The organism is Rhizobium sp. AB2/73 (assembly GCF_020871915.1).
Taxonomy (GTDB): domain Bacteria; phylum Pseudomonadota; class Alphaproteobacteria; order Rhizobiales; family Rhizobiaceae; genus Rhizobium; species Rhizobium dioscoreae.
The window spans coordinates 491,060-512,910 of record NZ_CP067071.1 but is presented as its reverse complement, the minus strand read 5'-3'; the positions used below and the strand labels follow the sequence as shown (position 1 = coordinate 512,910).

At 60.1% G+C, this 21,851-nt stretch carries 24 protein-coding genes; 14 read left to right on the top strand and 10 right to left on the bottom strand.

Annotated features, from left to right (window positions below):
* Positions 1–4: 4 nt before the first annotated feature.
* Both I8E17_RS02570 and I8E17_RS02565 read right to left on the bottom strand, forming a co-directional pair.
* Positions 5–310 carry a pyrophosphatase gene (locus I8E17_RS02570; protein WP_069613747.1) on the bottom strand — a complete coding sequence of 102 codons (306 nt, stop codon included), beginning with the start codon at positions 308–310 and terminating at the stop codon, positions 5–7.
* Between the two features lie 107 nt (positions 311–417).
* Positions 418–1,737, bottom strand: a complete 1,320-nt coding sequence (locus tag I8E17_RS02565) for a D-alanyl-D-alanine carboxypeptidase family protein (protein WP_069613746.1) — start codon at positions 1,735–1,737, stop codon at positions 418–420.
* Between the two features lie 227 nt (positions 1,738–1,964).
* Between I8E17_RS02565 and I8E17_RS02560 the strand changes: the two genes are divergently transcribed.
* A complete protein-coding gene (locus I8E17_RS02560; protein ID WP_069613745.1) occupies positions 1,965–3,020 on the top strand; it encodes a polysaccharide deacetylase family protein in 1,056 nt (351 codons plus the stop codon).
* 3 nt (positions 3,021–3,023) lie between these two features.
* Here I8E17_RS02560 and pdxH read toward each other — a convergent pair whose 3' ends face one another.
* Positions 3,024–3,644, bottom strand: coding sequence for a pyridoxamine 5'-phosphate oxidase (gene pdxH, locus I8E17_RS02555; protein WP_069613744.1), 621 nt, complete (start codon positions 3,642–3,644; stop codon positions 3,024–3,026).
* Positions 3,645–3,768: 124 nt separating this feature from the next.
* Here pdxH and I8E17_RS02550 point away from each other — a divergent pair, with 124 nt between their 5' ends.
* From I8E17_RS02550 to I8E17_RS02535, 4 genes are all read left to right on the top strand, one after another.
* Positions 3,769–4,167, top strand: coding sequence for an RT0821/Lpp0805 family surface protein (locus I8E17_RS02550; protein WP_229002100.1), 399 nt, complete (start codon positions 3,769–3,771; stop codon positions 4,165–4,167).
* 316 nt (positions 4,168–4,483) lie between these two features.
* Complete coding sequence (locus tag I8E17_RS02545; protein ID WP_069613742.1) at positions 4,484–5,638, top strand: DnaJ domain-containing protein; 1,155 nt, start codon at positions 4,484–4,486, stop codon at positions 5,636–5,638.
* A 121-nt stretch (positions 5,639–5,759) separates the two neighbouring features.
* Positions 5,760–6,578: an enoyl-ACP reductase FabI gene (gene fabI / locus I8E17_RS02540; protein ID WP_069613741.1), complete on the top strand. Its 819-nt coding sequence runs from the start codon at positions 5,760–5,762 to the stop codon at positions 6,576–6,578.
* A 17-nt stretch (positions 6,579–6,595) separates the two neighbouring features.
* On the top strand, positions 6,596–7,192 hold the full coding sequence (locus I8E17_RS02535) for a histidine phosphatase family protein (RefSeq protein WP_069613740.1): 597 nt from the start codon (positions 6,596–6,598) through the stop codon (positions 7,190–7,192).
* Between the two features lie 218 nt (positions 7,193–7,410).
* On the opposite strand, the gene I8E17_RS02530 is transcribed toward I8E17_RS02535, so the two are convergent.
* Positions 7,411–7,671 carry a DUF1344 domain-containing protein gene (locus I8E17_RS02530; RefSeq protein ID WP_069613739.1) on the bottom strand — a complete coding sequence of 87 codons (261 nt, stop codon included), beginning with the start codon at positions 7,669–7,671 and terminating at the stop codon, positions 7,411–7,413.
* 388 nt (positions 7,672–8,059) lie between these two features.
* Between I8E17_RS02530 and aroC the strand changes: the two genes are divergently transcribed.
* Together aroC and ribB are read left to right on the top strand one after the other, a co-directional pair.
* Complete coding sequence (gene aroC, locus I8E17_RS02525; protein ID WP_069613869.1) at positions 8,060–9,157, top strand: chorismate synthase; 1,098 nt, start codon at positions 8,060–8,062, stop codon at positions 9,155–9,157.
* A gap of 10 nt (positions 9,158–9,167) precedes the next feature.
* Positions 9,168–10,271 (top strand): 3,4-dihydroxy-2-butanone-4-phosphate synthase, encoded by a 1,104-nt coding sequence (gene ribB / locus I8E17_RS02520; protein ID WP_219510991.1) that lies wholly within the window; start codon positions 9,168–9,170, stop codon positions 10,269–10,271.
* Between the two features lie 95 nt (positions 10,272–10,366).
* Here the strand turns inward: ribB and I8E17_RS02515 are convergent, their stop codons facing one another.
* The 3 genes from I8E17_RS02515 to I8E17_RS02505 form a co-directional block, all read right to left on the bottom strand.
* Entirely contained in the window at positions 10,367–10,912 is a 546-nt protein-coding gene (locus I8E17_RS02515) for a GNAT family protein (RefSeq protein ID WP_069613737.1), read from the bottom strand.
* A gap of 77 nt (positions 10,913–10,989) precedes the next feature.
* Positions 10,990–12,048: a dipeptidase gene (locus I8E17_RS02510; RefSeq protein WP_113366903.1), complete on the bottom strand. Its 1,059-nt coding sequence runs from the start codon at positions 12,046–12,048 to the stop codon at positions 10,990–10,992.
* A gap of 80 nt (positions 12,049–12,128) precedes the next feature.
* The gene (locus I8E17_RS02505) at positions 12,129–13,319 is read right to left on the bottom strand and encodes a winged helix-turn-helix domain-containing protein (protein WP_069613868.1); all 1,191 of its coding nucleotides are present in this window, start codon (positions 13,317–13,319) and stop codon (positions 12,129–12,131) included.
* Positions 13,320–13,426: 107 nt separating this feature from the next.
* On the opposite strand from I8E17_RS02505, the gene I8E17_RS02500 reads away from it, so the two are divergent.
* From I8E17_RS02500 to I8E17_RS02490, 3 genes are read left to right on the top strand one after another with little or no spacing between them, the layout of a single operon-like run.
* Complete coding sequence (locus I8E17_RS02500) at positions 13,427–14,104, top strand: energy-coupling factor ABC transporter ATP-binding protein (protein ID WP_069613867.1); 678 nt, start codon at positions 13,427–13,429, stop codon at positions 14,102–14,104.
* Entirely contained in the window at positions 14,104–14,706 is a 603-nt protein-coding gene (locus tag I8E17_RS02495) for an energy-coupling factor transporter transmembrane protein EcfT (RefSeq protein ID WP_069613735.1), read from the top strand. The genes I8E17_RS02500 and I8E17_RS02495 overlap by 1 nt, the downstream gene beginning before the upstream one ends.
* A 28-nt stretch (positions 14,707–14,734) precedes the next feature.
* Positions 14,735–15,292, top strand: coding sequence for a biotin transporter BioY (locus I8E17_RS02490; protein ID WP_069613734.1), 558 nt, complete (start codon positions 14,735–14,737; stop codon positions 15,290–15,292).
* A gap of 7 nt (positions 15,293–15,299) precedes the next feature.
* On the opposite strand, the gene I8E17_RS02485 is transcribed toward I8E17_RS02490, so the two are convergent.
* A complete protein-coding gene (locus I8E17_RS02485) occupies positions 15,300–15,701 on the bottom strand; it encodes a thioesterase family protein (protein ID WP_069613733.1) in 402 nt (133 codons plus the stop codon).
* Positions 15,702–15,868: 167 nt separating this feature from the next.
* Here I8E17_RS02485 and I8E17_RS02480 point away from each other — a divergent pair, with 167 nt between their 5' ends.
* The gene (locus tag I8E17_RS02480) at positions 15,869–16,810 is read left to right on the top strand and encodes a histone deacetylase family protein (protein ID WP_069613732.1); all 942 of its coding nucleotides are present in this window, start codon (positions 15,869–15,871) and stop codon (positions 16,808–16,810) included.
* 2 nt (positions 16,811–16,812) lie between these two features.
* The gene (locus tag I8E17_RS02475) at positions 16,813–17,064 is read left to right on the top strand and encodes an exodeoxyribonuclease VII small subunit (protein ID WP_069613731.1); all 252 of its coding nucleotides are present in this window, start codon (positions 16,813–16,815) and stop codon (positions 17,062–17,064) included.
* Between the two features lie 37 nt (positions 17,065–17,101).
* Here the strand turns inward: I8E17_RS02475 and I8E17_RS02470 are convergent, their stop codons facing one another.
* Positions 17,102–17,635 (bottom strand): hypothetical protein, encoded by a 534-nt coding sequence (locus tag I8E17_RS02470; protein WP_141720070.1) that lies wholly within the window; start codon positions 17,633–17,635, stop codon positions 17,102–17,104.
* Between the two features lie 140 nt (positions 17,636–17,775).
* On the opposite strand from I8E17_RS02470, the gene I8E17_RS02465 reads away from it, so the two are divergent.
* Entirely contained in the window at positions 17,776–18,699 is a 924-nt protein-coding gene (locus I8E17_RS02465) for a pirin family protein (RefSeq protein WP_069613729.1), read from the top strand.
* A 125-nt stretch (positions 18,700–18,824) separates the two neighbouring features.
* Positions 18,825–20,741, top strand: coding sequence for a 1-deoxy-D-xylulose-5-phosphate synthase (dxs, locus tag I8E17_RS02460; RefSeq protein WP_069613728.1), 1,917 nt, complete (start codon positions 18,825–18,827; stop codon positions 20,739–20,741).
* Positions 20,742–20,795: 54 nt separating this feature from the next.
* Here dxs and I8E17_RS02455 read toward each other — a convergent pair whose 3' ends face one another.
* Positions 20,796–21,833 (bottom strand): sensor domain-containing diguanylate cyclase, encoded by a 1,038-nt coding sequence (locus tag I8E17_RS02455; protein WP_069613727.1) that lies wholly within the window; start codon positions 21,831–21,833, stop codon positions 20,796–20,798.
* Between the last annotated feature and the right edge of the window lie 18 nt (positions 21,834–21,851).

The following is a 21,851-nucleotide window of genomic DNA, read 5'->3' as shown; positions in this document are numbered from 1 at the left end:
CCTGCTATGCCTGAGGGCGAAAGAGCCATTTGCGCTCGATGGCAGCCGGCAGATCGAGGCGGCTGCGATGCGCGAATAGAAGAATATGGCCGAGCACATCGGCCGTTTCATCGGCAAGCGCCGTCGCAAGATCCGCGTCGCTCATGCCCTTGCGCCGCCCGCGGCCGGTGACCCTGTTCCAGATCTGGACCAACTCGCCCATTTCTTCCTGGAGTTTCAACACGAACCAGTCGTCGTCACGCTCCATGCCGTTGTCGGCGGCGTAGCGTGCCGAAGCCGTTTCGAATTGCTCCATCAGATCTTTCAGCATCGAAATCGTTCCCTTTATGTTCTATTCATCAATGAACGATTCCCGCAAAAAAGTCGAGCCGGCGGAGATTTGCTCCGCCGGCTCGCTTCTATCCAATAAGATTATGTTCAGCCCTTGCTCGGCAGGAGCATGCAATCGAAGTCCTTGCGCTTCAGAGCGGAGCACGCCGAACTTGCATCGTCGCGGCTCGCAAAGCCGGTGAAGCGGGCGCGATAGACCGTGCTGGCGCCCTTGCCGACGGCTTCGGTATAGGGCGAGGCATTGGCGAGCGCATTGCCGCCCTTGGACTTCGCTTCCGAGAGCAGATCCTTGGCAGCCTGGGCGGTTGGGGTCGCGGCGATCTGTACCTGCCAGCTTCCGGACACCACCGGCTTGCTGGCGGCTGCCGCCTGCTTGCTGTCGACGAGGATCTCGTCCATCGCGGCCGGGCGATCCATTGGCACGGTGACGTTCGAGGCGGCGGCGAATGCCATTGGGACGACCTCGGTACGCTTGCGCGCCGGCGCAGGTGTCGTCGTGGCAGTGGTCTGGGTATCGACATCGACGGCAACATCGTCCGACGCAGACGCCACTTCAACCTGCTTGCCCATCTTGCCGCCGCCTACGCTCGCCATCAGGCGCGATGTTGCGATGGGGGCTGCCTTGGGCACATAGCGGTCCAGCAGCGACGCCATCATCGCATCGCGGCCGCGCGCCGTGGCACCGCCCATGACGACGCCGATCACCCGGCGATTGCCCTGGCGCACGGCGCTGACAAGATTGAAGCCGGAGGCATTGGTATAGCCGGTCTTGATGCCGTCCATGCCTTCATAGCGATACATCAGGTTGTTATGGCCGCGCACGTAATGGCCACGGTAGTTGAAGCTCGTCTGCGAGAAGAGCCGGTACTCCTGGGGATAATTGTTGATGAGCGCGACGGCGAGCGTCGACATATCTCGCGCCGTCGTCCACTGCTGCATGTTCGGCAGGCCCGAGGCATTCAGGAAGGTGGTGCGGCGCATGCCGAGTTCGCGCGCCTTCTGCGTCATCATCCGCGCAAAGCCGCTTTCGCTGCCGCCGAGCGCTTCCGCCATGGCGGCTGCGGCATCGTTCGCGGATTTGATGATCATGCCATCCACGGCTTCGCGGACAGTCACCGTACCGCCGGGCTTGAGGCCCAGCTTGGTTGGCGGCTTGGCGGCGGCGAAGCGCGAAACCGGGATCCGGGTATTCCAGCTCAGCTTACCGCGATGGATCGCCTCGAAGGTCATGTATAGGGTCATCATCTTCGTCAGCGATGCCGGATGGTTGAGGTCATCCGCATTGCTCGATGCCAGCACTTTGCCGGTCTTCGCATCCATGATGAAATAGGCGCTGCCGGCGAAGCTCGCTACAGGAGCGCTCAACAGCAAGACGGCCGCAGACAAAGCCATCAGAAGTCGTTTCATAATTGTCCCCAACCGAAAGAATGCCAACACACCGCATCAATCCCTGTATGATTTTGCGACAAAAAGCCTGATACCGGTGCGATATTGAGGCAACAGCCTCGATAGTTCTTCAATTTTGCCTTTCCTGGTAAAATAAGCATTAACGCATTGGGAATTATGACGAAGATTCAGTAAGGTTTAACGGGGATGCGCTACAGCGTTGACATTGGTCAACCGGGTCGAGCCGTATGGAACAGGGCATCGAGGTCCGCCTCAAGCGCACAATGATCTTAAGCGGGCTTGAGGCTGCCGCGCTTTTGAAGGGTGCGGGGCTGATGCGCGATGTTGCCGGCCTCGGCACGATCTTTACTCTTCATCACGTCCGCCCTGCCCTCCCCCGCCGTTTTGCGCCCAATGCGCATCTGGAGGTCTCGCCCGACTTTCTCGATCAGGCGATCGCCCGGCTGAAACGGGACGGTTATGAGTTCATCGCACTCGACGCTCTTACATCACGGGTAAAAGAGGCTGCCGGCAGGCCACCTTTCGTCGCTTTCACGCTCGACGACGGCAACCGGGACAATCTTGACCACGCCCTGCCAATCTTCGCACGTCACGATGTACCCTTCACCGTCTTCATCGCCCAGGGACTTTCGGAGCGGACCCATAGCATATGGTGGGAGACGCTGGCCGAACTGCTGGGCCGGCTTGAGCGTCTGACATTCGATTTCGGGTCGGGAGAAGAGTTCTTGCCACTCGGCAAGGACAGCCAGAAGCATGCCGCATTTGCCCGCTTCGCCGCCTTTGTCCATAGTCATGAGGAAAGTGAAGCTGTCGGCCGGATCGATGAGCTTGCCCGGCGTCATGGCCTGGCACCGATCGATATCGTCCGTGCATTTATCATGGATCGGAACGAATTGCGGCAGCTCGCCCGCCATCCCCTTGCCTCGCTCGGCGCCCATACGGTGAGCCATCGGGCCTTGGCAAGGCTCCCCGAAGCGGAGGCTGTCGCGGAGATGGCGCTCTCGGCCGATTATGTCGCCGACATCACCGGAAAGCGGCCAACCACGATCGCCTACCCCTATGGCACGAACGAGGCAGTCTCGGCGCGCGAGGGACGGCTTGCGGCCGAACTCGGCTTTTCTGTCGGAGTCACCACCCGCCCCGGCACCATCGAGGCATCGAGCGGCGGCACACTGATGCTGCCGCGGCTATCGCTGAACGGCCATTACCAGAAGCCCCGCTATGCGTCGGCGCTTGCATCCGGCATCCCCATGCGGCTGATGGGACGCCGGGAAACGGCATAGGATTTACGGATACATCCGCACCTTTTGCCAGGCTCCCTCCGGTACATCACGGCGAAATTCGATACGGTCGTGCAGGCGGAACTGGCGGTCGTGCCAGAATTCGATCGACAGCGGCCGGATGCGGAAGCCGGACCAGTAAGGCGGGCGCGGGATATCGCCGATCGCGTAACGGGCGGTATATTCGGCAACGGCCTTTTCCAGCGCGAAGCGGCCTTCCAACGGTCGCGACTGCTTCGAGGCCCAAGCGCCGATGCGGCTGCCGCGAGGCCTTGTCTTATAATATTCGTCGGCTTCCTTATCGCTCACCACTTCAACCAGGCCACGCAGGCGCACCTGGCGACGCAGCGACTTCCAGTGGAAGCACATGGCCGCTTTCTTCTGGGAAAGAATTTCTTGGCCTTTCTGGCTCTCGAAATTTGTATAGAATACGAATCCGTCGCTATCGAAACCTTTTAGAAGAACCATGCGGACATTTGGCAAACCATCCTTATCCACCGTTGCCAGCGCTACCGCATTCGGATCGTTGAGTTCGGTGGTCTCCGCCTCACGCAGCCAGGACGCAAAGAGACTGAAAGGTTCATTCTGCTCGGTGAAGTCACCGCTTGTTAACTCGTTTTCCGACATATTAATTCAAAAGCTCCGCAATTCCTAATAACCGCCGGCCCCTCTGGCTGGCCAAGACGTTCGGGTGGAAGTCATAGCAAAGTCGATCGTTCATACAAAGCGCAAGCTTGCAAAAGGCGTGACGATGGCTGTCGCCCTAGTCTCCCTTTTCACCCTTGGCGGCTGCGTCGGCGGCGGCATGGACTATCTGAGCTCGGCCAAAGTAGATCGCAGCGTATCGACGGGCACCGTACCGACGGCTCCCGTAACGACGGACAGCATCTCCGACGAGACCACGGTGCGCAATGCCGTTACCTCGGCGGATCTCCACAAACTCAACGGCCAGCCCATACCCTGGGCAAATACCTCAACCGGCAGTGCCGGTGTCATCGACACGATTGTCGAAAGCAATGCGTCCGGCGTGGTCTGCCGCCAATTCCGCACCAGCCGGCACTCTTATCAGGGCGTTGCCAATTTCTCGGGCAGGACTTGCCTTGTCGGCCTTGGCGAATGGCAGTTGCTAAGCTTCCAGCAGGCGGGCTGACCACCTTTCTCCCTTTTCATCCCGCCCTCAAATCAGTTCACGCTGATAGGCATTCTATTATCATCGGCGATCTGGCTCCGACTGCAAATCCCAAGCATCGGCCGTTAGCGATCGGCTAACCATGCCTTGAAATGCAGGCCTTCAGGTTCCATCCGCCGTAACGCCTGATTAGCAACTCTTCCCGCAGGATCGGCTCATCGGCGCACCAGCCTTGCCTCCCATGACAGGGGGGCAGGATGGCGAAGCGCTACCAACTGGTTCTTTGCTTGGGGTGCTGCGATGGGACTCGGCACACCCACGAATGATGGCGGGAAAGATGCGCGATCCGTATAAGGTGCTGGGCGTTCGGAAAGATGCGGAGGCGGACGAAATCAAATCGGCCTGGCGCAGTCTGGCAAAGACCGCCCATCCCGATCACAATCTGGGCGATCCAACCGCGTCGGAGAGGTTTGCCGAAATCGGCCGGGCCTACGAGACGCTGAAGGATCCGCAAAAGCGCAGCCGCTACGATCAGATCGCGCGCATGGCAGAGGCAAAGGGTCAGAGCCAGGAACAGACGATTATGCAGCAGCGGCAGGCGGCTCGCGAGGCAGCCGAACGAGCCAAGGCCGCGCGTGCCAATGCCGACAAGATCATGGAAGAACTTGCCAGGGCTAATGCCCGCAAAGCGGCAGCATCTGCTGCATCCGGCCAGCAGGGCAATGCCACCGAATCTCCGGAAGATATGGTCGAACGCATTTTCGGAGTGAAGACCGGCCAGGCGCAGGCCACGGCGGCAGCAGGCGCAAAGCAGGTCGAAAAACCGCAGGAGCAACCCGACACCGCGGCACCGGAAGAGCCGCAAGTGGAAGAGGAGCAGCTTGCCACGGTTTCGGCAGCTGCCGGCTCGCGCTCCGCCTTCGGCATCCTCGGCTCTCTGGTACGACGCATCACGGGCGGCAGTGCGCCCGAAAAGCCGCCGGAGAAAACCCCGGAGGTCGCCGCCGAAGCCACGGTAACGCTCGACGACATGCTGAAGAGCCGCTGGATTGCCGTACCGTTGCCCGACAACCGGGAGGCACGCTTCCAGGCGACGACTGATATCTCCAATGGCCAGGTGCTTCACCTCAAGGGTCAGGGACTGAAACTGCAGGGCATGTTGCGGGGCGATGTCGCCGTCACCGTCCACCTGTCGACCGACGGACGCTTCACGCTCGACGGCAGTGATGTGCGTACAATATTACCCATTACTATAGAGAATGCCGTTCTCGGTTGTGAAACCACGGTCGAAGGCTTGAACGGGCCAGTGAAGCTTACGGTGCCGGCCTGGTCCGGTTCGGATCAGGTCGTACGCATTTCCGGCGAGGGATTGCCCGACGGCAATGGCGGAAAAGGTGATCTCATTGTCGAATTGCGGCTGATGCTGTGGGAAAAACCCGACGATAAGGTCACGGATCTCATGCGCAGCATGCGCGAGGGGCTTTTCCTGTGAAATTTTGGTGACAACAGCACCCTTTGTTACGATCCCTAACAGTTGATGATCTTTACGATGCTTGAACAGGGGAACGGCCTATGCCATAGGCAGGTTCATCTAAAGTTCAAGGGAGCAGAATATGGCTCAATCCACTGGCCTCATGGCAGGCAAACGCGGCGTCATCCTCGGCGTAGCAAACAACCGTTCGATAGCGTGGGGTATTGCCAAGGCCTGCTCGGATGCCGGAGCCGAAATCGCGTTGACGTGGCAGGGCGATGCCCTGAAGAAGCGCGTCGAGCCGCTCGCTCAGGAACTCGGCGCCTTCATGGCCGGCCATTGCGACGTAACCGAGCCGGCAACGATCGATGCCGTCATGGACACGCTTGAGGCGAAATGGGGCAAGATCGATTTCGTCGTGCACGCCATTGCCTTTTCCGACAAGGACGAGCTGACCGGCCGTTACCTCGATACCAGCCGCGACAACTTCACGAAGACGATGGACATCTCCGTCTATTCCTTCACGGCGGTTGCACAGCGCGCCGAGCGAATCATGAATGACGGCGGCTCGATGATCACCCTCACCTATTACGGTGCAGAGAAGGTCATGCCGCACTACAACGTCATGGGTGTCGCCAAGGCTGCTTTGGAAGCCAGCGTGCGCTACCTCGCAGTCGACCTCGGCAGCCGCGGCATCCGCGTCAACGCGATCTCGGCAGGCCCGATCAAGACGCTCGCTGCGTCCGGTATCGGCGACTTCCGCTATATCCTCAAGTGGAATGAGTACAACGCGCCGCTGAAGCGGACTGTCACGATCGACGAAGTCGGCAATTCCGCCCTCTATCTGCTGTCCGATCTGTCGACGGCCGTGACCGGCGAAATCCATCACGTCGATTCGGGCTATCATACGGTCGGCATGAAGGCCGTGGACGCGCCCGACATTTCCGTCGCGAAGGACTGACCAACAGGAAGCTGACCGTGTCGCCCATCCTCTATGTGATACGTCACGGTCAGACCGACTGGAATGCTGAGCGTCGCCTGCAGGGGCAGAAAGACATCGATCTCAACGCCATCGGCCGCGAACAGGCGCGGCAGAACGGCATCGATCTCGCCGAAATCCTCGCATTCGAAAACCGGCCCTTCGATTTCGTCGCCAGCCCCTTGCGGCGCACGCGCGAAACCATGGAAATCGCCAGAGATGCCATGGGCCTGCCGCCCAAGGACTATGCGACCGACGACAGGCTCGTCGAACTGTCCTTCGGAGCCTGGGAAGGCTTTACCCTCAAAGAATTGAAGGCAACAGCGCCCGATCGGCTTGCCGAACGCAAGGCGAATAAATGGGACTTCATCCCGCCTGGCGAAGATGCCGAAAGCTATGAAATCCTGTCCTGGCGCGTCGGCTCATGGCTGGCATCCGTCGACCGCCCGACGGTCTGCGTCACGCATGGCGGTGTCATCCGTACGCTGTTCCGCCTGATCGGCGATGTCGAAAAGGAAGAGGCGGCGGAAATCCCCATCCATCAGGACCAGATCCTGAAGGTCGATCCACAGATGAAGATCATCGGCTGGATGTAGACGGTTCCCGATTAAAGCATGTCGCGCAAAAGTGCGCAGCGGTTTTGCGACAATGACATACCCAAATCAAAGATCATAAGCGCAAGAAGCGATTCCGAAAGATCGCGATGCGCTTCAGGCGCGGATGACTGCGTGATTTGGGAGCGAGCGAAGAAAAATACTCACCTTGAAGGCGGGAAAACCGTCCAAGACCCCCGGCTGCCCGGCAGCAGCGCTATTTACTGGACGATATCCAGATCGTTGACGACGCGCTTGCCGTCGACTTCCGTATAGAAGACGACAACCTTCACTCCGGCCTGCAGGCCGTTGAAATCGAAATCCTCGGGCACCTGATAGCTCTTGCCGTCATCCAGCGTGATGTTGAAGTTCTTCGCGTCGACCTTCTTGATGACGGCTTCGACATCCGCGCTTTCAGCAAAACCGGCGACAGGAGCAAGCAGGCTTGCCGTGGCCAAAAGCGTCGCTACAAAGAAGCGCATCGTCGTCACCCTTCAGGTAAATTGATTATGATTTCTTATGCGGTCTAGAAAACACGTCGAATATGGCGGAAGTTGCCCCCAATAATGACTTCGCCCGCCCAAATGGTGAATGCTTCGTCACAATCCACAGCCCAGGTTAATCTTTGTTTACCATGCAGTATGCGCAAGAAAAGCGAGAGGCGGCGGCAGATCCGCGCGGCTGAAAGAAAGATCTTGCATTGCCGGCTTTTAGGCTCGCCGATATCGAGGCCGAACTGGTCTCGATCATGAGGATGATGTCGCCCGAAAACCGCTTACACTTTTTTGCGTCATGCTCTATGAGTGGGCCGAAATTGCAAGAGACAAGACGCGGCCTGCCGGTCAGGCTGCGCTAATCCGGTCGTTTTACATGTCGCACAATACATTCGGTCACCTCTTCCGCGTCACCACCTGGGGCGAAAGCCACGGTCCGGCGCTCGGCTGCGTCGTCGACGGCTGCCCTCCAGGCCTCCGTTTCAAGCTGCAGGACATTCAAACCTGGCTCGACAAGCGCAAGCCGGGCCAGTCGCGCTTCGTGACGCAGCGGCGCGAGGACGATCTCGTCAAGGTTCTGTCGGGCGTCATGATGGACGAGGACGGCGAGACGATGATCTCGACCGGCACACCGATCTCGATGCTGATCGAGAATACCGATCAGCGCTCGAAGGATTACGGCGAGATCGCTAGGCGTTACCGCCCCGGCCATGCAGACTACACCTATGACGTCAAATACGGCATTCGCGACTATCGCGGCGGCGGCCGCTCATCAGCCCGCGAAACCGCGGCGCGCGTCGCCGCCGGCGGCATCGCCCGTCTCGTGGTGCCGGGCGTGACGATCCGTGGCGCGCTGGTGCAGATCGGCAAGCACAAGATCAACCGTGCCAACTGGGATTGGGCTCAGGTGGATCAGAACCCGTTCTTTGCGCCTGATCCCGAAATCGTGCCTATTTGGGAAGACTATCTCGACCGTATCCGCAAGGCCGGCTCCTCGATCGGTGCCGTGGTGGAAGTGGTGGCGGAAGGCGTGCCGGCCGGTCTCGGCGCTCCGATCTATGGCAAGCTCGACCAGGATATCGCCTCGCTGCTGATGTCGATCAACGCCGTCAAGGGTGTCGAAATCGGCGAAGGTTTCGCCTCCGCTGAACTCACAGGCGAAGAAAATGCCGACGAAATGCGCATGGGCAATGACGGCAAGCGCATCTTCCTGTCCAATCATGCCGGCGGCATCCTGGGCGGCATTTCCACAGGCGAGCCCGTCGTCGCGCGTTTCGCCATCAAGCCGACTTCGTCGATCCTGACGGAACGCCAGTCGATCGATGCCGATGGCAACAATGTCGATGTGCGCACCAAAGGCCGCCACGATCCTTGCGTCGGCATTCGCGCCGTGCCGATCGGCGAGGCGATGGTCGCCTGCGCCGTTGCCGATCATTATCTGAGGGATCGCGGCCAGACGGGCCAGCAGAGGTAGGAACTTCGAGATGTCTTACGACCAGAAGCGTGTTGTCGATGCCATCCGGGCTTTCGAAGCCGGCGAGATCGTCGTCGTCATGGACGACAATGACCGCGAGAACGAAGGCGATCTGATCGTTGCCGCCGTTCACTGCACGCCGGACAAGATGGCTTTCATCGTCCGGCACACTTCCGGTATCGTCTGCACGCCGATGCCGCGCGAGGAGGCCAAGCGGCTCAACCTCAACGCCATGGTCGCGGAAAATGATTCCGCCCATACGACGGCCTTCACCGTTTCCGTCGATTTCAAGCATGGCACCACAACAGGCATTTCCGCCGACGACCGAACCCTGACGGTTCGAAACCTCGCCAATCCGAATGTCGGGCCGACGGATTTCGTTCGGCCGGGCCATATTTTCCCGCTGGTTGCCCGCGAAGGCGGCGTGCTGATGCGTTCGGGCCATACGGAAGCCGCCGTCGATCTCTGCAAGCTTGCCGGCCTGCCGCCGATCGGCGTCATCAGCGAGCTCGTCAATGATGACGGTACGGTGACGCGCGGCCAGCAAGTGGTGGAATTCGCCGAGCAGAACGGGCTGAAGCTCGTTTCCGTCGCCGACCTCATCGCCTATCGCCAGCGCAAGGAAACCCTCATCGAGCTCGGCACCAGCTTCGACATCGAAACACCGTTCGGCAAGGCGCGCGCCCATACCTATTCCCTGCCTTGGGACCCGATGCAGCATCTTGCCCTCGTTTTCGGCGATATTCGCGACGGCGTCGATATCCCGGTCCGGCTGCATCCGGAAAATGTCGCCGAGGATCTGTTCGGCAAGCGCCGTCCGGTCGATTTCTACATGAAGAAGATCGCCGAGGAAGGCCGGGGCGTCATCGTCTATTTGCGCGAAGGCTCCGTCGGTGTCGGTCATTTCGACAATGGCCGCAAGGCGCGTCAGGCCGAGCGCGAGAGCCATGCCGAGGCACAGGCGCGCGACAGCGAATGGCTGGAAATCGGCCTCGGCGCGCAGATCCTAAAGGATCTCGGCGTCAGCTCGATCAAGCTGCTCACCAGCCGCGAACGGCACTATGTCGGCCTGGAAGGTTTCGGGATCAAGATCGCCAAGACGGAGATTTGCTGATCTTTGTCCTCCCCTCGAGCAGGAGGAGTCTGGGTGGGATGATGTCTCTCGGCACTCATGGGTCATTCCACCCGCGCGCTCCGCGTGACCGCCCCTCAAAGGCGAGGTGATGAAAACTCGCGATCCAGCAGGCCCATCATGATGTCGTCGTGCCAGCGGCCATTAACGTAAGCGGTCTCCCGCTCCCTCCCTTCGACGATGAAGCCGCATTTTTCATAGGCGCGGATGGCGCGCTTGTTGTAGGCGAGCACGCGTATTCCGATGCGATGCAGTCTCATCTCGCCGAAGGCATGATCCAGCAGAAGCGTGATCGCTTCCGTACCAAAGCCTGTACCAAGCAACGCCGGATTATAGATCCCGATTGCCATTGTCGCACGCCGGTCCTGGTGATTGACGTTGTCCAATCGGATTACGCCGGCAAAGACGCCGTTGATTTCGATAACCCAGGCATGAAGGTGATCGGCAAGGCCCTGAACCCATTGCGTTGCGCCCTCGCGGGTGATGGGCTCGACGTCCTCCTTGTTAACGCCATACATCTCCGCGATCTCGGCATTCGTACCTAAAGCGAAGCGCACATCGGCGTCCTCGGCACATGGCGGGCGGAGCCTAACATTGCGGCCTGTTAGAATCAGCGACGACAACGAACTCTCCTCTTCGGGTGTTCTTCTGCCTATTGGCCTCTGTTAGTTATGTCCCTACAAGGGGGAGGTGGCAAAGCTTACGATCGATCCGGCCATGTCGCATCGAATAGACGAAGCCAATTGTCATAGGCGAATTTTCGCAGGGTTAGTTCATCGAATCCGCTTTGGCGCATGGCCTCCACGAGCCGCGGCAAGCCGCTTGCGTCTCCGATCTCACGAGCCATGACGGCGCCATCGAAATCCGATCCGAGAGCCACCCCATCCGATCCGACGCGGTTGACCAGATAGTCAATTTGGCGAACGACTTCATCGAGCGGGGTATCCTCGTCAAGATTGGCGTCCGCGCGAATGTCATTGACGGCCAAATTCAACCCAACGACCCCGCCGGTGTCGCGGATGGCGTCCAATTGCCGGTCGGTCAGGTTCCGGGTCGATGGACATATGGTGTGTGCGCAGGTGTGCGTGGCCACAAGCGGAGCGGTGCTCAATGCGGCGACATCCCAAAATCCGCGCTCGTTCAGATGAGAAACGTCGATCATGATCCCGAGTTCATTGCATTTTATGACCAGATTCTTTCCCAAATCCGTCAGCCCAGGTCCCGTATCGGGCGATCTCGGATAGGCGAACGGAACGCCATAGCCGAAGATGTTGGGGCGACTCCACACGATGCCCAGGGATCGAAGGCCGGCATCGTAGAGGCTATCCAGATAGGCGAGATCGGGGCCGATGGCGTCGGCACCTTCCATATGGAGTACGATGGCGAATGCGCCGTCATATTCAGCCGCCTTGATCTCCCTTACGCTCGTTGCCACGCGGATTTTATCGCCCGAGCGTCCAATCAGCTTCCTGATCGCCGCAAGCTGCCCGTCTATCTGCCGGCGGGCATGGTCCCGATGCAAAGCTTCGGCATAGCGAACTTCGTAGCCATTTTGGGTGATCGTCAGATCATCTACCGGCTCATGCTCCGGCGCGGCGTACATCGCAAACAATCCACCCGCCAGGCCTCCTTCGAGTGCTCGCGGAAGATCGAGATGTCCGGCTTCGGACCGGGCCAAAAAATCACGGCCGTCAGGCTTGTAATCCAGCATGAACTGGACCGCATCATTGTGCCCATCGAAGATTCGGATAGTGTTCATGCGATCGCCGTCCCGATAGGTCAGAGGCAGTTTCGCTCTCGCGTCAACGCAATTCGCATTCCCCGAAAAAGGAATACCGGTTATCCCCGCCAGCCGTCGAGAAACACGACCTTCTCGACGCCGGTGAAACGGGCAATACGCTCCAGCTCCGCTTCCAGCTTCTCCAGCCGGCCGGCCGATGCCTTGACGCCCGGTTCGAGCCACAGGCGCTTGACGTCAAGCGTTCCCGCCTTGCGGTCGGCCTTCATATCGATCCGTCCGATCAGCCGGTCGCCCTCCAGCAATGGGAAGACGTAATAGCCGTATTCGCGCTTCGGCTCGGGCACGAAAATCTCGATGCGGTAGAAGAAGCCGAAGAGACGTTCGGTGCGGTTGCGATCGCGCAGCGTGGGATCGAAGGGGCTCAGCACGCGGATGCGCGCCGGCGCTTCGGCATGGCTGTCGAGTGTGTCATGAAAGTCGAGGAAGGCGAAGGACGGGCGCGGCTTGCCGCCGGCGGCATGCTCGATCAGCACTTCGGTCAGTTCATCGCGATGCGTTTCGACCCAGCTCTTGGCCTCCTGCGGCGTGACCAGATCCCAAAAGGCTGCAATTTCGCCCGAGGTAGCGAAGCCCAGGCGCTGCAGCGCGCTGCGGCAGGCCCAGTCGACAAATTCGTCATGCTCCACTTCGGGCTCATGGAAATGGGCCGGCAGGACGCGTTCGACAAGGTCATAGACCTTTTGAAAATTGGTGCGGCCGGCGATGGCGAACTTGCCGGTGCGCCAGAAATATTCGAGCGCCGTCTTGTTGGGATGCCAGTTCCACCAGCCGCCGGAGACATGATCCTCCGCCTTGACCTCGCGGGCGGTGATCGCGCCGTTCTTCAGCACGCGCTCGTAGGTTTCTTCGAAAGCCGCCTCGAAGCCCTCCCCGCGCCATTTGCGCCAGCGTGCGATGATTGCCTCATCCTCGCGGCGGAAGCGATGCTTCCAATAGACGAAGAAGGCGCTCGGCAGGATGGAGGCATCATGCGTCCAGTTTTCAAAGAGCGCGCCGTCCTTTTCCAGGAGTTCCGTCAGGTGCTCGCGCCGATAGGTCTGGTTGCGCGAAAACAGGATCTGATGATGGGCGCGCTCGACGGTGGCGATACTGTCCACCTGCACGAAGCCGATGTCGTGGATGAGCTGCAGCAGCCCCGCCTTGGTCAAGGCGCGGTTGGGCGGATTGGCAAGACCTTGCTTGGCAAGGAACACCCGGCGGGCGTCACGATTCGAGAGCAGATTCGTCATTACGGGATCATAGGCATAAATTCCCATGCTTTCAAAGAGGCGTCGATTTGATAATTCGATGCAATGCGCTATAGCTCCGCGATCACATGACCGAACAGGAAAGCCGCTTGGACATCCGCTTCGAAACCGCTGGCGTCGATTATGGCAAGCGCACTGCGCTGTTTCCTCTGAATCTCACGCTTCAGGAGCGCCGCATCGGGGTGATCGGCCTCAACGGTTCCGGCAAGACGACCTTCGCGCGGCTGATCAACGGACTCATCAAGCCGACAACGGGGCGCGTCGTGGTTGATGGGCTCGATACCGTCGGCGACGCTGCCAAGGTGCTCGGCAAGGTCGGCTATATCTTCCAGTCGCCGCAAAACCAGATCATCCTGCCCATCGTGCGCGACGACATCGCCTTCGGCCTCAAGGCGCGCGGATATGACAAGGCGCAGATCGATGCGGCGGTCGAGGGTATTCTCGGCCGCTTTGGCGTCGGTCATCTCGGCGCGCGGCGAGCACACGAGCTCTCCGGGGGCGAATTGCAGATGGCTGCCCTTTGCTCGGTGCTGGTGACCGGCCCGGATATCCTCATTCTGGACGAGCCGACGAACCAGCTCGACCTCAAGAACCGGGCGCTGGTGCAGAAGACCATGATGGGGCTGCCGGAAAGCGTCATCGTCATCAGCCACGACCTGCCCCTGCTCGAAGGTTTCGAGCGGGTGCTTTTGTTCGACCAGGGCCGGCTCGTCGCCGACGCGCCGGCAGAGGAAGCGATCGCTCGTTACCGGGAGATGGCAGGCTGATGCAGACGCTGCATGTCGATGCCGACACCTGGCTGCACCGGCTTTCGCCGCGCGTGAAGCTGCTGGCGCTGACCGCGTTCGGCATATTGCTTTTCCTGACGCAGTCCATTGCGCTGCTTGCCTGCGCAAGCCTTGTCGGCGCCGCTCTTTATCTTCGCAGCGGTCTGCCGGTCGGAGACGCAGTGAGGCGGCTGCGGCCGATCCTGATCTCGATTGCCGTGCTCGCTGTTTTCGCAGCGCTCGTCGGCCCGCTTCACGCCGCCATCGTCACGGTGCTCAGACTGACGGCGCTGGCACTGTTCGCCGCCACGGTGACAGCCACGACCTCGATGGCCGCCTTTATCGATGAAATCACCGCGCTTGCCATGCCGCTCGAAAAGATCGGCTTGCTCAAGGCCGCCGATATCGGACTTGCGATCGGCCTCGTTATTCGTTTCGTCCCAGAGATCCTTGATCGTTACCATGCGATCCGCGAAGCGCATCAGGCGCGCGGGATCAAGGTTCGCCTGGCAACCACGCTCGCGCCGCTCATCATCCTGACGCTGCGTGATGCGGACAATATTGCGGCGGCGATTGACGCACGCGGCATTCGGCGTCAATGAACATGGATCTTTTTCGGAAGGAACCGCCATGAACACCCGCGATCTCGTGCTTTCGGCACTTTTTGCCGCCATCATCGTGGCGCTCGGCCTGTTGCCGCCGATCCCCATCGGCATCATTCCGGTTCCGATCACCGCCCAGTCGCTCGGCGTCATGCTCGCCGGCGTCGTCCTCGGCGCCAAGCGCGGGACGATCGCGGTGCTGCTGGTAGTGGTGCTTGTTTCAATCGGCCTGCCGGTCCTTTCCGGCGGCCGCGGCGGCCTTGCCGTCTTTGCCGGCCCGACAGCCGGCTTCTTCGTCGGCTGGATCTTCGCTGCCTTCATCACCGGCTATCTCTCCGAACGACTGGTCAAGCCGGAACAGAGCGGCCTGGTTCAAGGTGTCGGCTTCTTCATCGCTGCTGTTATCGGTGGGGTGGTGGTGCTCTACGCGTTCGGCATTGCCTGGCTCGCCATCAATATCGGTTTCAGCAAGGCGTTTATCGGGTCCCTGGGCTTCGTGCCGGGCGATGTCATCAAGGCCGTCGTCGCTGCCCTGGTCGGCCGCGCTGTCATGGTCGGTTACCCGCTTCTGCCGCAGCGGAGCTAAATCGAGACTAAGCCAGATATTTATAGAGCCAGTCGCGCGTGTCTTCCGGCAGCGGCACCGGGTCATGCTCATCGCCGCGCACCGCGAGCCAGAGGATTTCCACCTCCGCCGCAAGTTCATTGCCAGTCTCGACCGCCACGACGAAACCAATCGACTTGCCGCCGATCTTATTGACGCTGATCGAGTAACGGGCAAGATCATCATAGTGCAAGGCGCGGTGCAGCGAACAGGACGCCTTCTTGGCGATATAGACAGGCTCGTCCTCGACCAGCGGCCGCGTGCGCCAAAAGTTGGAGAGTGCGGTCTCGGCCTGCGAGATGTAGGAGGCGATAAACATCTGGCCGTGCCGGTCGACATCACGCGGCGGCACCCTTACCTCGATGACATCGGATCGTTCTACTCTCGCCATCACGCAATAACCCTGGCCAACGCCGTACTGACCTTAATGAAAGCTTAACACCGCGCCTCGATAAGTAAACGGCGCCACTTCAAAGTGGTTAAGATGGATTGTTGACATTGTAGTGACATTGTCCATGTCCTGTAATAGGCGTCACACCTCATTTATAGATTGGCCCCATGAGCACACGTCTTTACGAACATCCGATCTTTCTTGAACACATCGTTCCGCCTGGCCACCCGGAGCGGCCCGACCGGCTTCGCTCGCTGAATATCGCGCTGGAGCATCCGAATTTCGAGAGGCTGGACCGGCGAAAGGCGCCGCCCGCGCATGAGGATGCGATCCTGCTTGCGCATCCCGAGGAGCATCTGGATTTCGTGCTGCGTTCGATGCCGGACAGAGGTGACGAGGGCGAGATCAACCAGCTGGAAGCGGATACCTATGCCAGCCCGAAGACGCTGCAGGCGATCATGCATGGCGTCGGCGGCGCCATGGCGGCGGTCGACGACGTCTTCTCCGGTGCGGCCGACAATGTCTTCGTCGCGGCCCGGCCGCCCGGCCACCATGCCGAGAAAACCAAGGCCATGGGCTTCTGCTTCTTCAACAATGCCGCAATCGCCGCCCGCCATGCGCAAAAGGCCCATGGTGCCGAGCGCGTCGCCATCGTCGATTGGGACGTGCACCACGGCAATGGCACGCAGGACATTTTTTGGGACGATCCGTCCGTGCTCTTCTGCTCCACCCACCAGATGCCACTCTATCCCGGCACGGGCAAGAAGGACGAACGCGGCGCGCACAACACCATCGTCAATGCGCCGCTGTCGCCCAATACCGGCGGCGATCATTTCCGCGAGGCCTTCAAGTCCCGCGTGCTGCCGGCGCTCACCGACTTCCGGCCCGACCTCATCATCATCTCGGCGGGCTTCGATGCCCATCACCGCGATCCCCTGGCGCAGCTGAACCTGACGGGCGAGGATTTCGACTGGGCGACGGGGCGACTGCTTGAGATTGCCGACCGCAGCGCCAAGAACCGGGTCGTCAGCCTGCTCGAAGGCGGCTATGATCTGGAAGGTCTCGCCGAGTCGGCGGGAATGCATATTCTACGCATGATGAAAGGTTGACGATGAGCGAGAACGCCAAGGCAGATGTATCAGGCTATTCCTTCGAGAAGGCCGTGGCGGAGCTGGAAAGCATCGTTGCCCGGCTCGAACGCGGCGATGTGGCGCTGGATGAATCCATCGCCATCTACGAACGTGGCGAAGCGCTGAAGAAACATTGCGAGGCGCTGCTTTCGGCTGCGGAAAACCGCATCGAGAAAATCAGGCTCGATCGCGCCGGCAAGCCACAGGGCACGGAAGCGCTGGATGGCGCGTGAGGCGTGCGGCGTGCGGCTGGCTGAAGAATAGGCAAGATCACAGCGGCGAGCCAAACATATTGTAGCCCTCGTAGTTGAGTATGAATGCAAAATTGATGGTCTTCCAATTTTCAACCGTCGTGTAGGAGACGCTGTTTTCCCGAAGCCGGCTGGCGAGCGGGTATTTCGTGTGGATCACCGCTGCGAATTGATCTTCGATGGTCTTGTCGTCGGCCATACCGGGATGGCGACGGTCCTTAACAGTGCACAATCCCTTTGGATTGATACTGACGATGAGCGACCCATCATCCGTGGAGCCTTCGGAATAGGTATATTTTCCAGACAGCCAGCTCGAATTTTGCTTGGTTTCGAACTTCTTTATACCGTATCGCGCCGCCGCGGCGTAGCTTTCGGTATAAGGTGCCTTGAACGCGAAGCAGATATCGCGAAATGCGGCGACACCGCGATCCATTGCGACTGGACCTGCGGGCTTTGCGACTTCCGTGGCGGACTTATCGGTCGTCGTGCTGCATCCCATCAACGTCGTTCCCAACAGAACGGCGATCAACGCTTTATTTCTCGTGCTTTCCATGCGTATCGGCCCCGAGTGAATACCTTGAGCCATTCGCATAAGTTGAATGGCGAGACAACCTACACGCACATCTCATACAGGAAATTTGAGTTTCCCAACCTTTCTCGCTAGGTTGAGCCCCAACCGAAAGGAAAGCCTTCATGTCCTTCTTCCCAGGAAACGATCCGCAGGCGGGCGACGCCTTCGCCTGCGATGCGATCGAGAATCTGATTATCCCGCGCACCAGCGATCTCGGCGGCTTCTCCGTGCGGCGCGCGCTTCCGAGCAGCCGGCGCCGGCTGGTGGGACCGTTCATCTTCTTCGACCGCATGGGACCTGCGATTTTACGGCCGGGTCAAGCGCTCGATGTGCGCCCACATCCGCATATTGGCCTTTCCACGGTCACCTACCTCTTCGACGGCGAGATCCGCCATATGGACAGCCTCGGCACGGCCAAAGTGATCCGTCCCGGCGACATCAACCTGATGACGGCCGGGCGCGGTATCGTGCATTCCGAGCGCACGCCGGAGAACCTGCGCGACCATCCATTTTCCATGTCCGGCTTGCAGACATGGCTGGCGCTGCCCAACGACAAGGAGGAGATCGATCCCTCCTTCGCCCACACGGAAAAGGACGAGCTGCCTGTCATCGCCGATGGCGGCGTGGGCGGGCGCGTGGTGATCGGTAATTTCGAGGGCCTGAAATCGCCGGTGAAATCCTTTTCGGATACTCTCTATGTCGATCTTCAGCTGCAGCCGAACACGGCGTTTCCTTTTGGGGCAGCGCATGAGGAACGGGCAGTCTATATTCTCTCCGGTTCGCTCGTCGTCGCCGGCGACCGTTTCGAACAGGATCAGCTTCTCGTCTTCCGCCCAGGCGACGCGATAACGCTGGAGGCCGGCGAAAAAGGCTGTCATCTCATGCTTTTTGGCGGTGCAGCGCTCAATTCGAAGCGCTATATCTGGTGGAATTTCGTCTCGTCCTCGAAGGAGCGTATCGAAAAAGCCAAGGAAGAATGGCGCACGGGCCGCTTCGATATCGTGCCGGGCGACGAAGAAGAGTTCATTCCCCTGCCGGAAGGCTAACGCGTTCATAACACTCCCACATGTTTCTTGTTCGGGAGCACCTTGAATTCGGCGTCTTTTGTCGCAATCTGTTTTGACGTAAAGGCGGACGACCGCCCAAGAATAGCAAGAAAGAGGCATCAGCCTTGACACAAATGCCAAAGACGCCCCTGCTCGACCGGGTCCAATATCCCTCCGACCTGCGAAAGCTGGAGGATCGGGAACTGCCGCAGCTCGCCCGCGAAGTCCGCGACGAGATGATCGATGCGGTTTCGCGCACCGGCGGACATCTCGGCGCCGGCCTCGGCGTCGTCGAATTGACCATTGCCATCCACAGCGTCTTCGATACGCCGAACGATCGTTTGATCTTCGATGTCGGGCACCAGTGTTATCCGCACAAGATCCTGACCGGTCGTCGCGACCGCATCCGCACGCTGCGCCAGGAAGGCGGCCTTTCCGGTTTTACGCGGCGGGCCGAAAGCGAATACGATCCCTTCGGCGCCGCGCATTCCTCGACATCCATTTCCGCCGGCCTCGGCATGGCTGTTGCCGCCGAACTCGAAAACACCGACCGCCGTGTAATCGCCGTCATCGGCGACGGCGCCATGTCAGCCGGCATGGCTTATGAGGCGCTGAACAATGCCGGCGCGCTCGATGCGCGGCTGATCGTCATCCTCAACGATAACGACATGTCGATCGCCCCGCCGACGGGGGCAATGAGCGCCTATCTCGCCCGCCTTGCTTCCGGCAGCACTTATATGGGCTTCCGAGATTTCGGGAAGAAACTGACAGCCTATCTCGGCAAGAAGGTCGATCGCGCCATCACGCGGGCAGTCGAACACGCACGGGGCTATGTGACCGGCGGCACCATGTTCGAGGAGATGGGCTTCTACCATATCGGCCCGATCGACGGCCATTCCTTCGAGCATCTGCTGCCCGTGCTGCGCAATGTGCGCGACAATGCGCAAGGGCCGGTGCTGATCCATGTCGTGACGCAGAAGGGCAAGGGCTATCCCCCAGCCGAAGCGGCTGCCGACAAATATCATGGCGTCAACAAGTTCGACGTCATCACCGGCGCTCAGACGAAGGTGAAGCCGAATGCGCCGAGCTACACAAGCGTCTTTGCGGACGCTTTGGTGCAGGAGGCGACCCTCGACGACAAAATCGTCGGTATCACCGCCGCCATGCCGAACGGCACCGGCCTCGACAAGCTGCAGGAGTTCTTCCCCAAGCGCTGTTTCGATGTCGGTATCGCCGAGCAGCATGCGGTGACTTTCGCCGCCGGCCTCGCCGCCGAAGGCTACAAGCCCTTCGCCGCCCTTTACTCCACCTTCCTGCAGCGCGCCTATGACCAGGTGGTGCATGATGTGGCCATTCAAGGGCTGCCGGTCCGTTTCCCGATCGACCGCGCCGGCTTCGTCGGTGCCGATGGCCCGACGCATGCGGGCTCCTTCGACACCGCTTTCCTCGCGACTCTGCCGGGCTTCGTCGTCATGGCCGCAGCTGATGAGGCGGAACTCAAGCACATGGTGCGCACCGCTGCTGCCTATGATCTCGGTCCGATCTCCTTCCGCTATCCGCGCGGTGAAGGCGTCGGCGTCGATCTGCCGGAACGCGGCCAGATCCTCGAAATCGGCAAGGGTCGCGTCATCAAGCAAGGCACGAAGGTCGCCCTACTCTCCTTCGGCACGCGCTTGGCTGACAGCCTTGCCGCCGCCGAGGATCTCGATGCCGCCGGTCTTTCGACGACGGTTGCCGATGCGCGCTTCGCCAAGCCCCTCGACCGCGATCTCATTCGCCAGCTTGCCGCCCATCACGAGATCCTCATCACCATCGAGGAAGGCTCGGTCGGCGGCTTCGGCAGCCAGGTCATGCAGTTCCTTGCCAATGAAGGCCTGCTCGACAGCGGCCTGAAGATCCGCTCGCTGGTCATGCCCGATATCTGGATGGAACAGGCCAAGCCCGAGGCCATGAATGCCATGGCGGGCCTTGATCGCGCCGGCATCGTACAGACCGTATTCCGTGCGCTCGGCCATGGCCGTATCGTCGAGGCAGCCGGATAAGGCGCGAAAATCAGGCGGCCCTACGGCTGCCTGATATCATCAGGTCCGAGCACGTCAGGCATCGAGTGCGTTGAAGACCGCTACGCGGTCCCGTCCTGCTGCCTTCGCTTGATAGAGCGCAGAATCGACGTTCTTCAACAGCGGGATACGCGTCGCACCATCATGTGGCGCGAGCGCGGCGCCGATGCTGAGCCTTGCGAAAATCGATGCGCCATCCACAGCGAAAGGGGCCCTGAAGGCTCCAAGCAGCCGTTCTGACAGGGACACGAGTGCATTCTTGTCAGGCGAGTCCGGGACGAATATCGCAAACTCGTCACCCCCCATGCGTACCACGATGTCGTCCGCGCGCAGGACCGAACGGATACGCACCGATGCTTCGCACAGCACTTCATCGCCGACATTGTGACCGAAACGGTCATTGATCGATTTGAAGCCATCCATGTCGAGATAGAGGACGCCGAAATTGCTGCCTGTCGCTATCGCCGTGCTCAACGCGCCATCCACGACAGCTTCCAGCGCCGACCGATTGAAGAAACGGGTCAGCGGATCGGTCATGGCCGCCGCGCGCAAACTGTTCTCGGCTATTCCCATCAGCAGGTTCGTTTTCTGCAGACGCAGAAGTGCGCTTGCGATCTGGGCAAAGCGCCTGAGACTTTGCTCCTCGCTCGAGGAAAACTGCCTTGGCTTCTGATCGAGAATGCAGAAGGCGCCCACCGGCAGGCCGTTCTCCAATCGCACCGGCGCACCGGCATAAAAACGAAAATGGGGATCGTCGAGCACGAAAGGGGCCGCCTTCAATTCCGGTTCTTCCATGAGATCCGGAAGGACCAGCAGTTCGTCATCGAACACAACCCGCGTGCAGATCGACATATCGCGCGAGCATTCGGCGATCTTCAGGCCCGCCTGGCCTGCTATGCGCTGCCAGTCCTCATCGATAATGTTGATTGCCGCATAGGGCGTCTCGAACACGCCTCTTGCCAGTTCGGCGAGAGTCGCAAGTTCCGGCGTCGGACTGCTATGAACCGCATTCAACGAGCGTACCGCCAAAAGTCTCTGCGTCTCATTGGCCGGAACCCGGACGAGCTGTCCCATTCAGATCTCCCTCAGCGT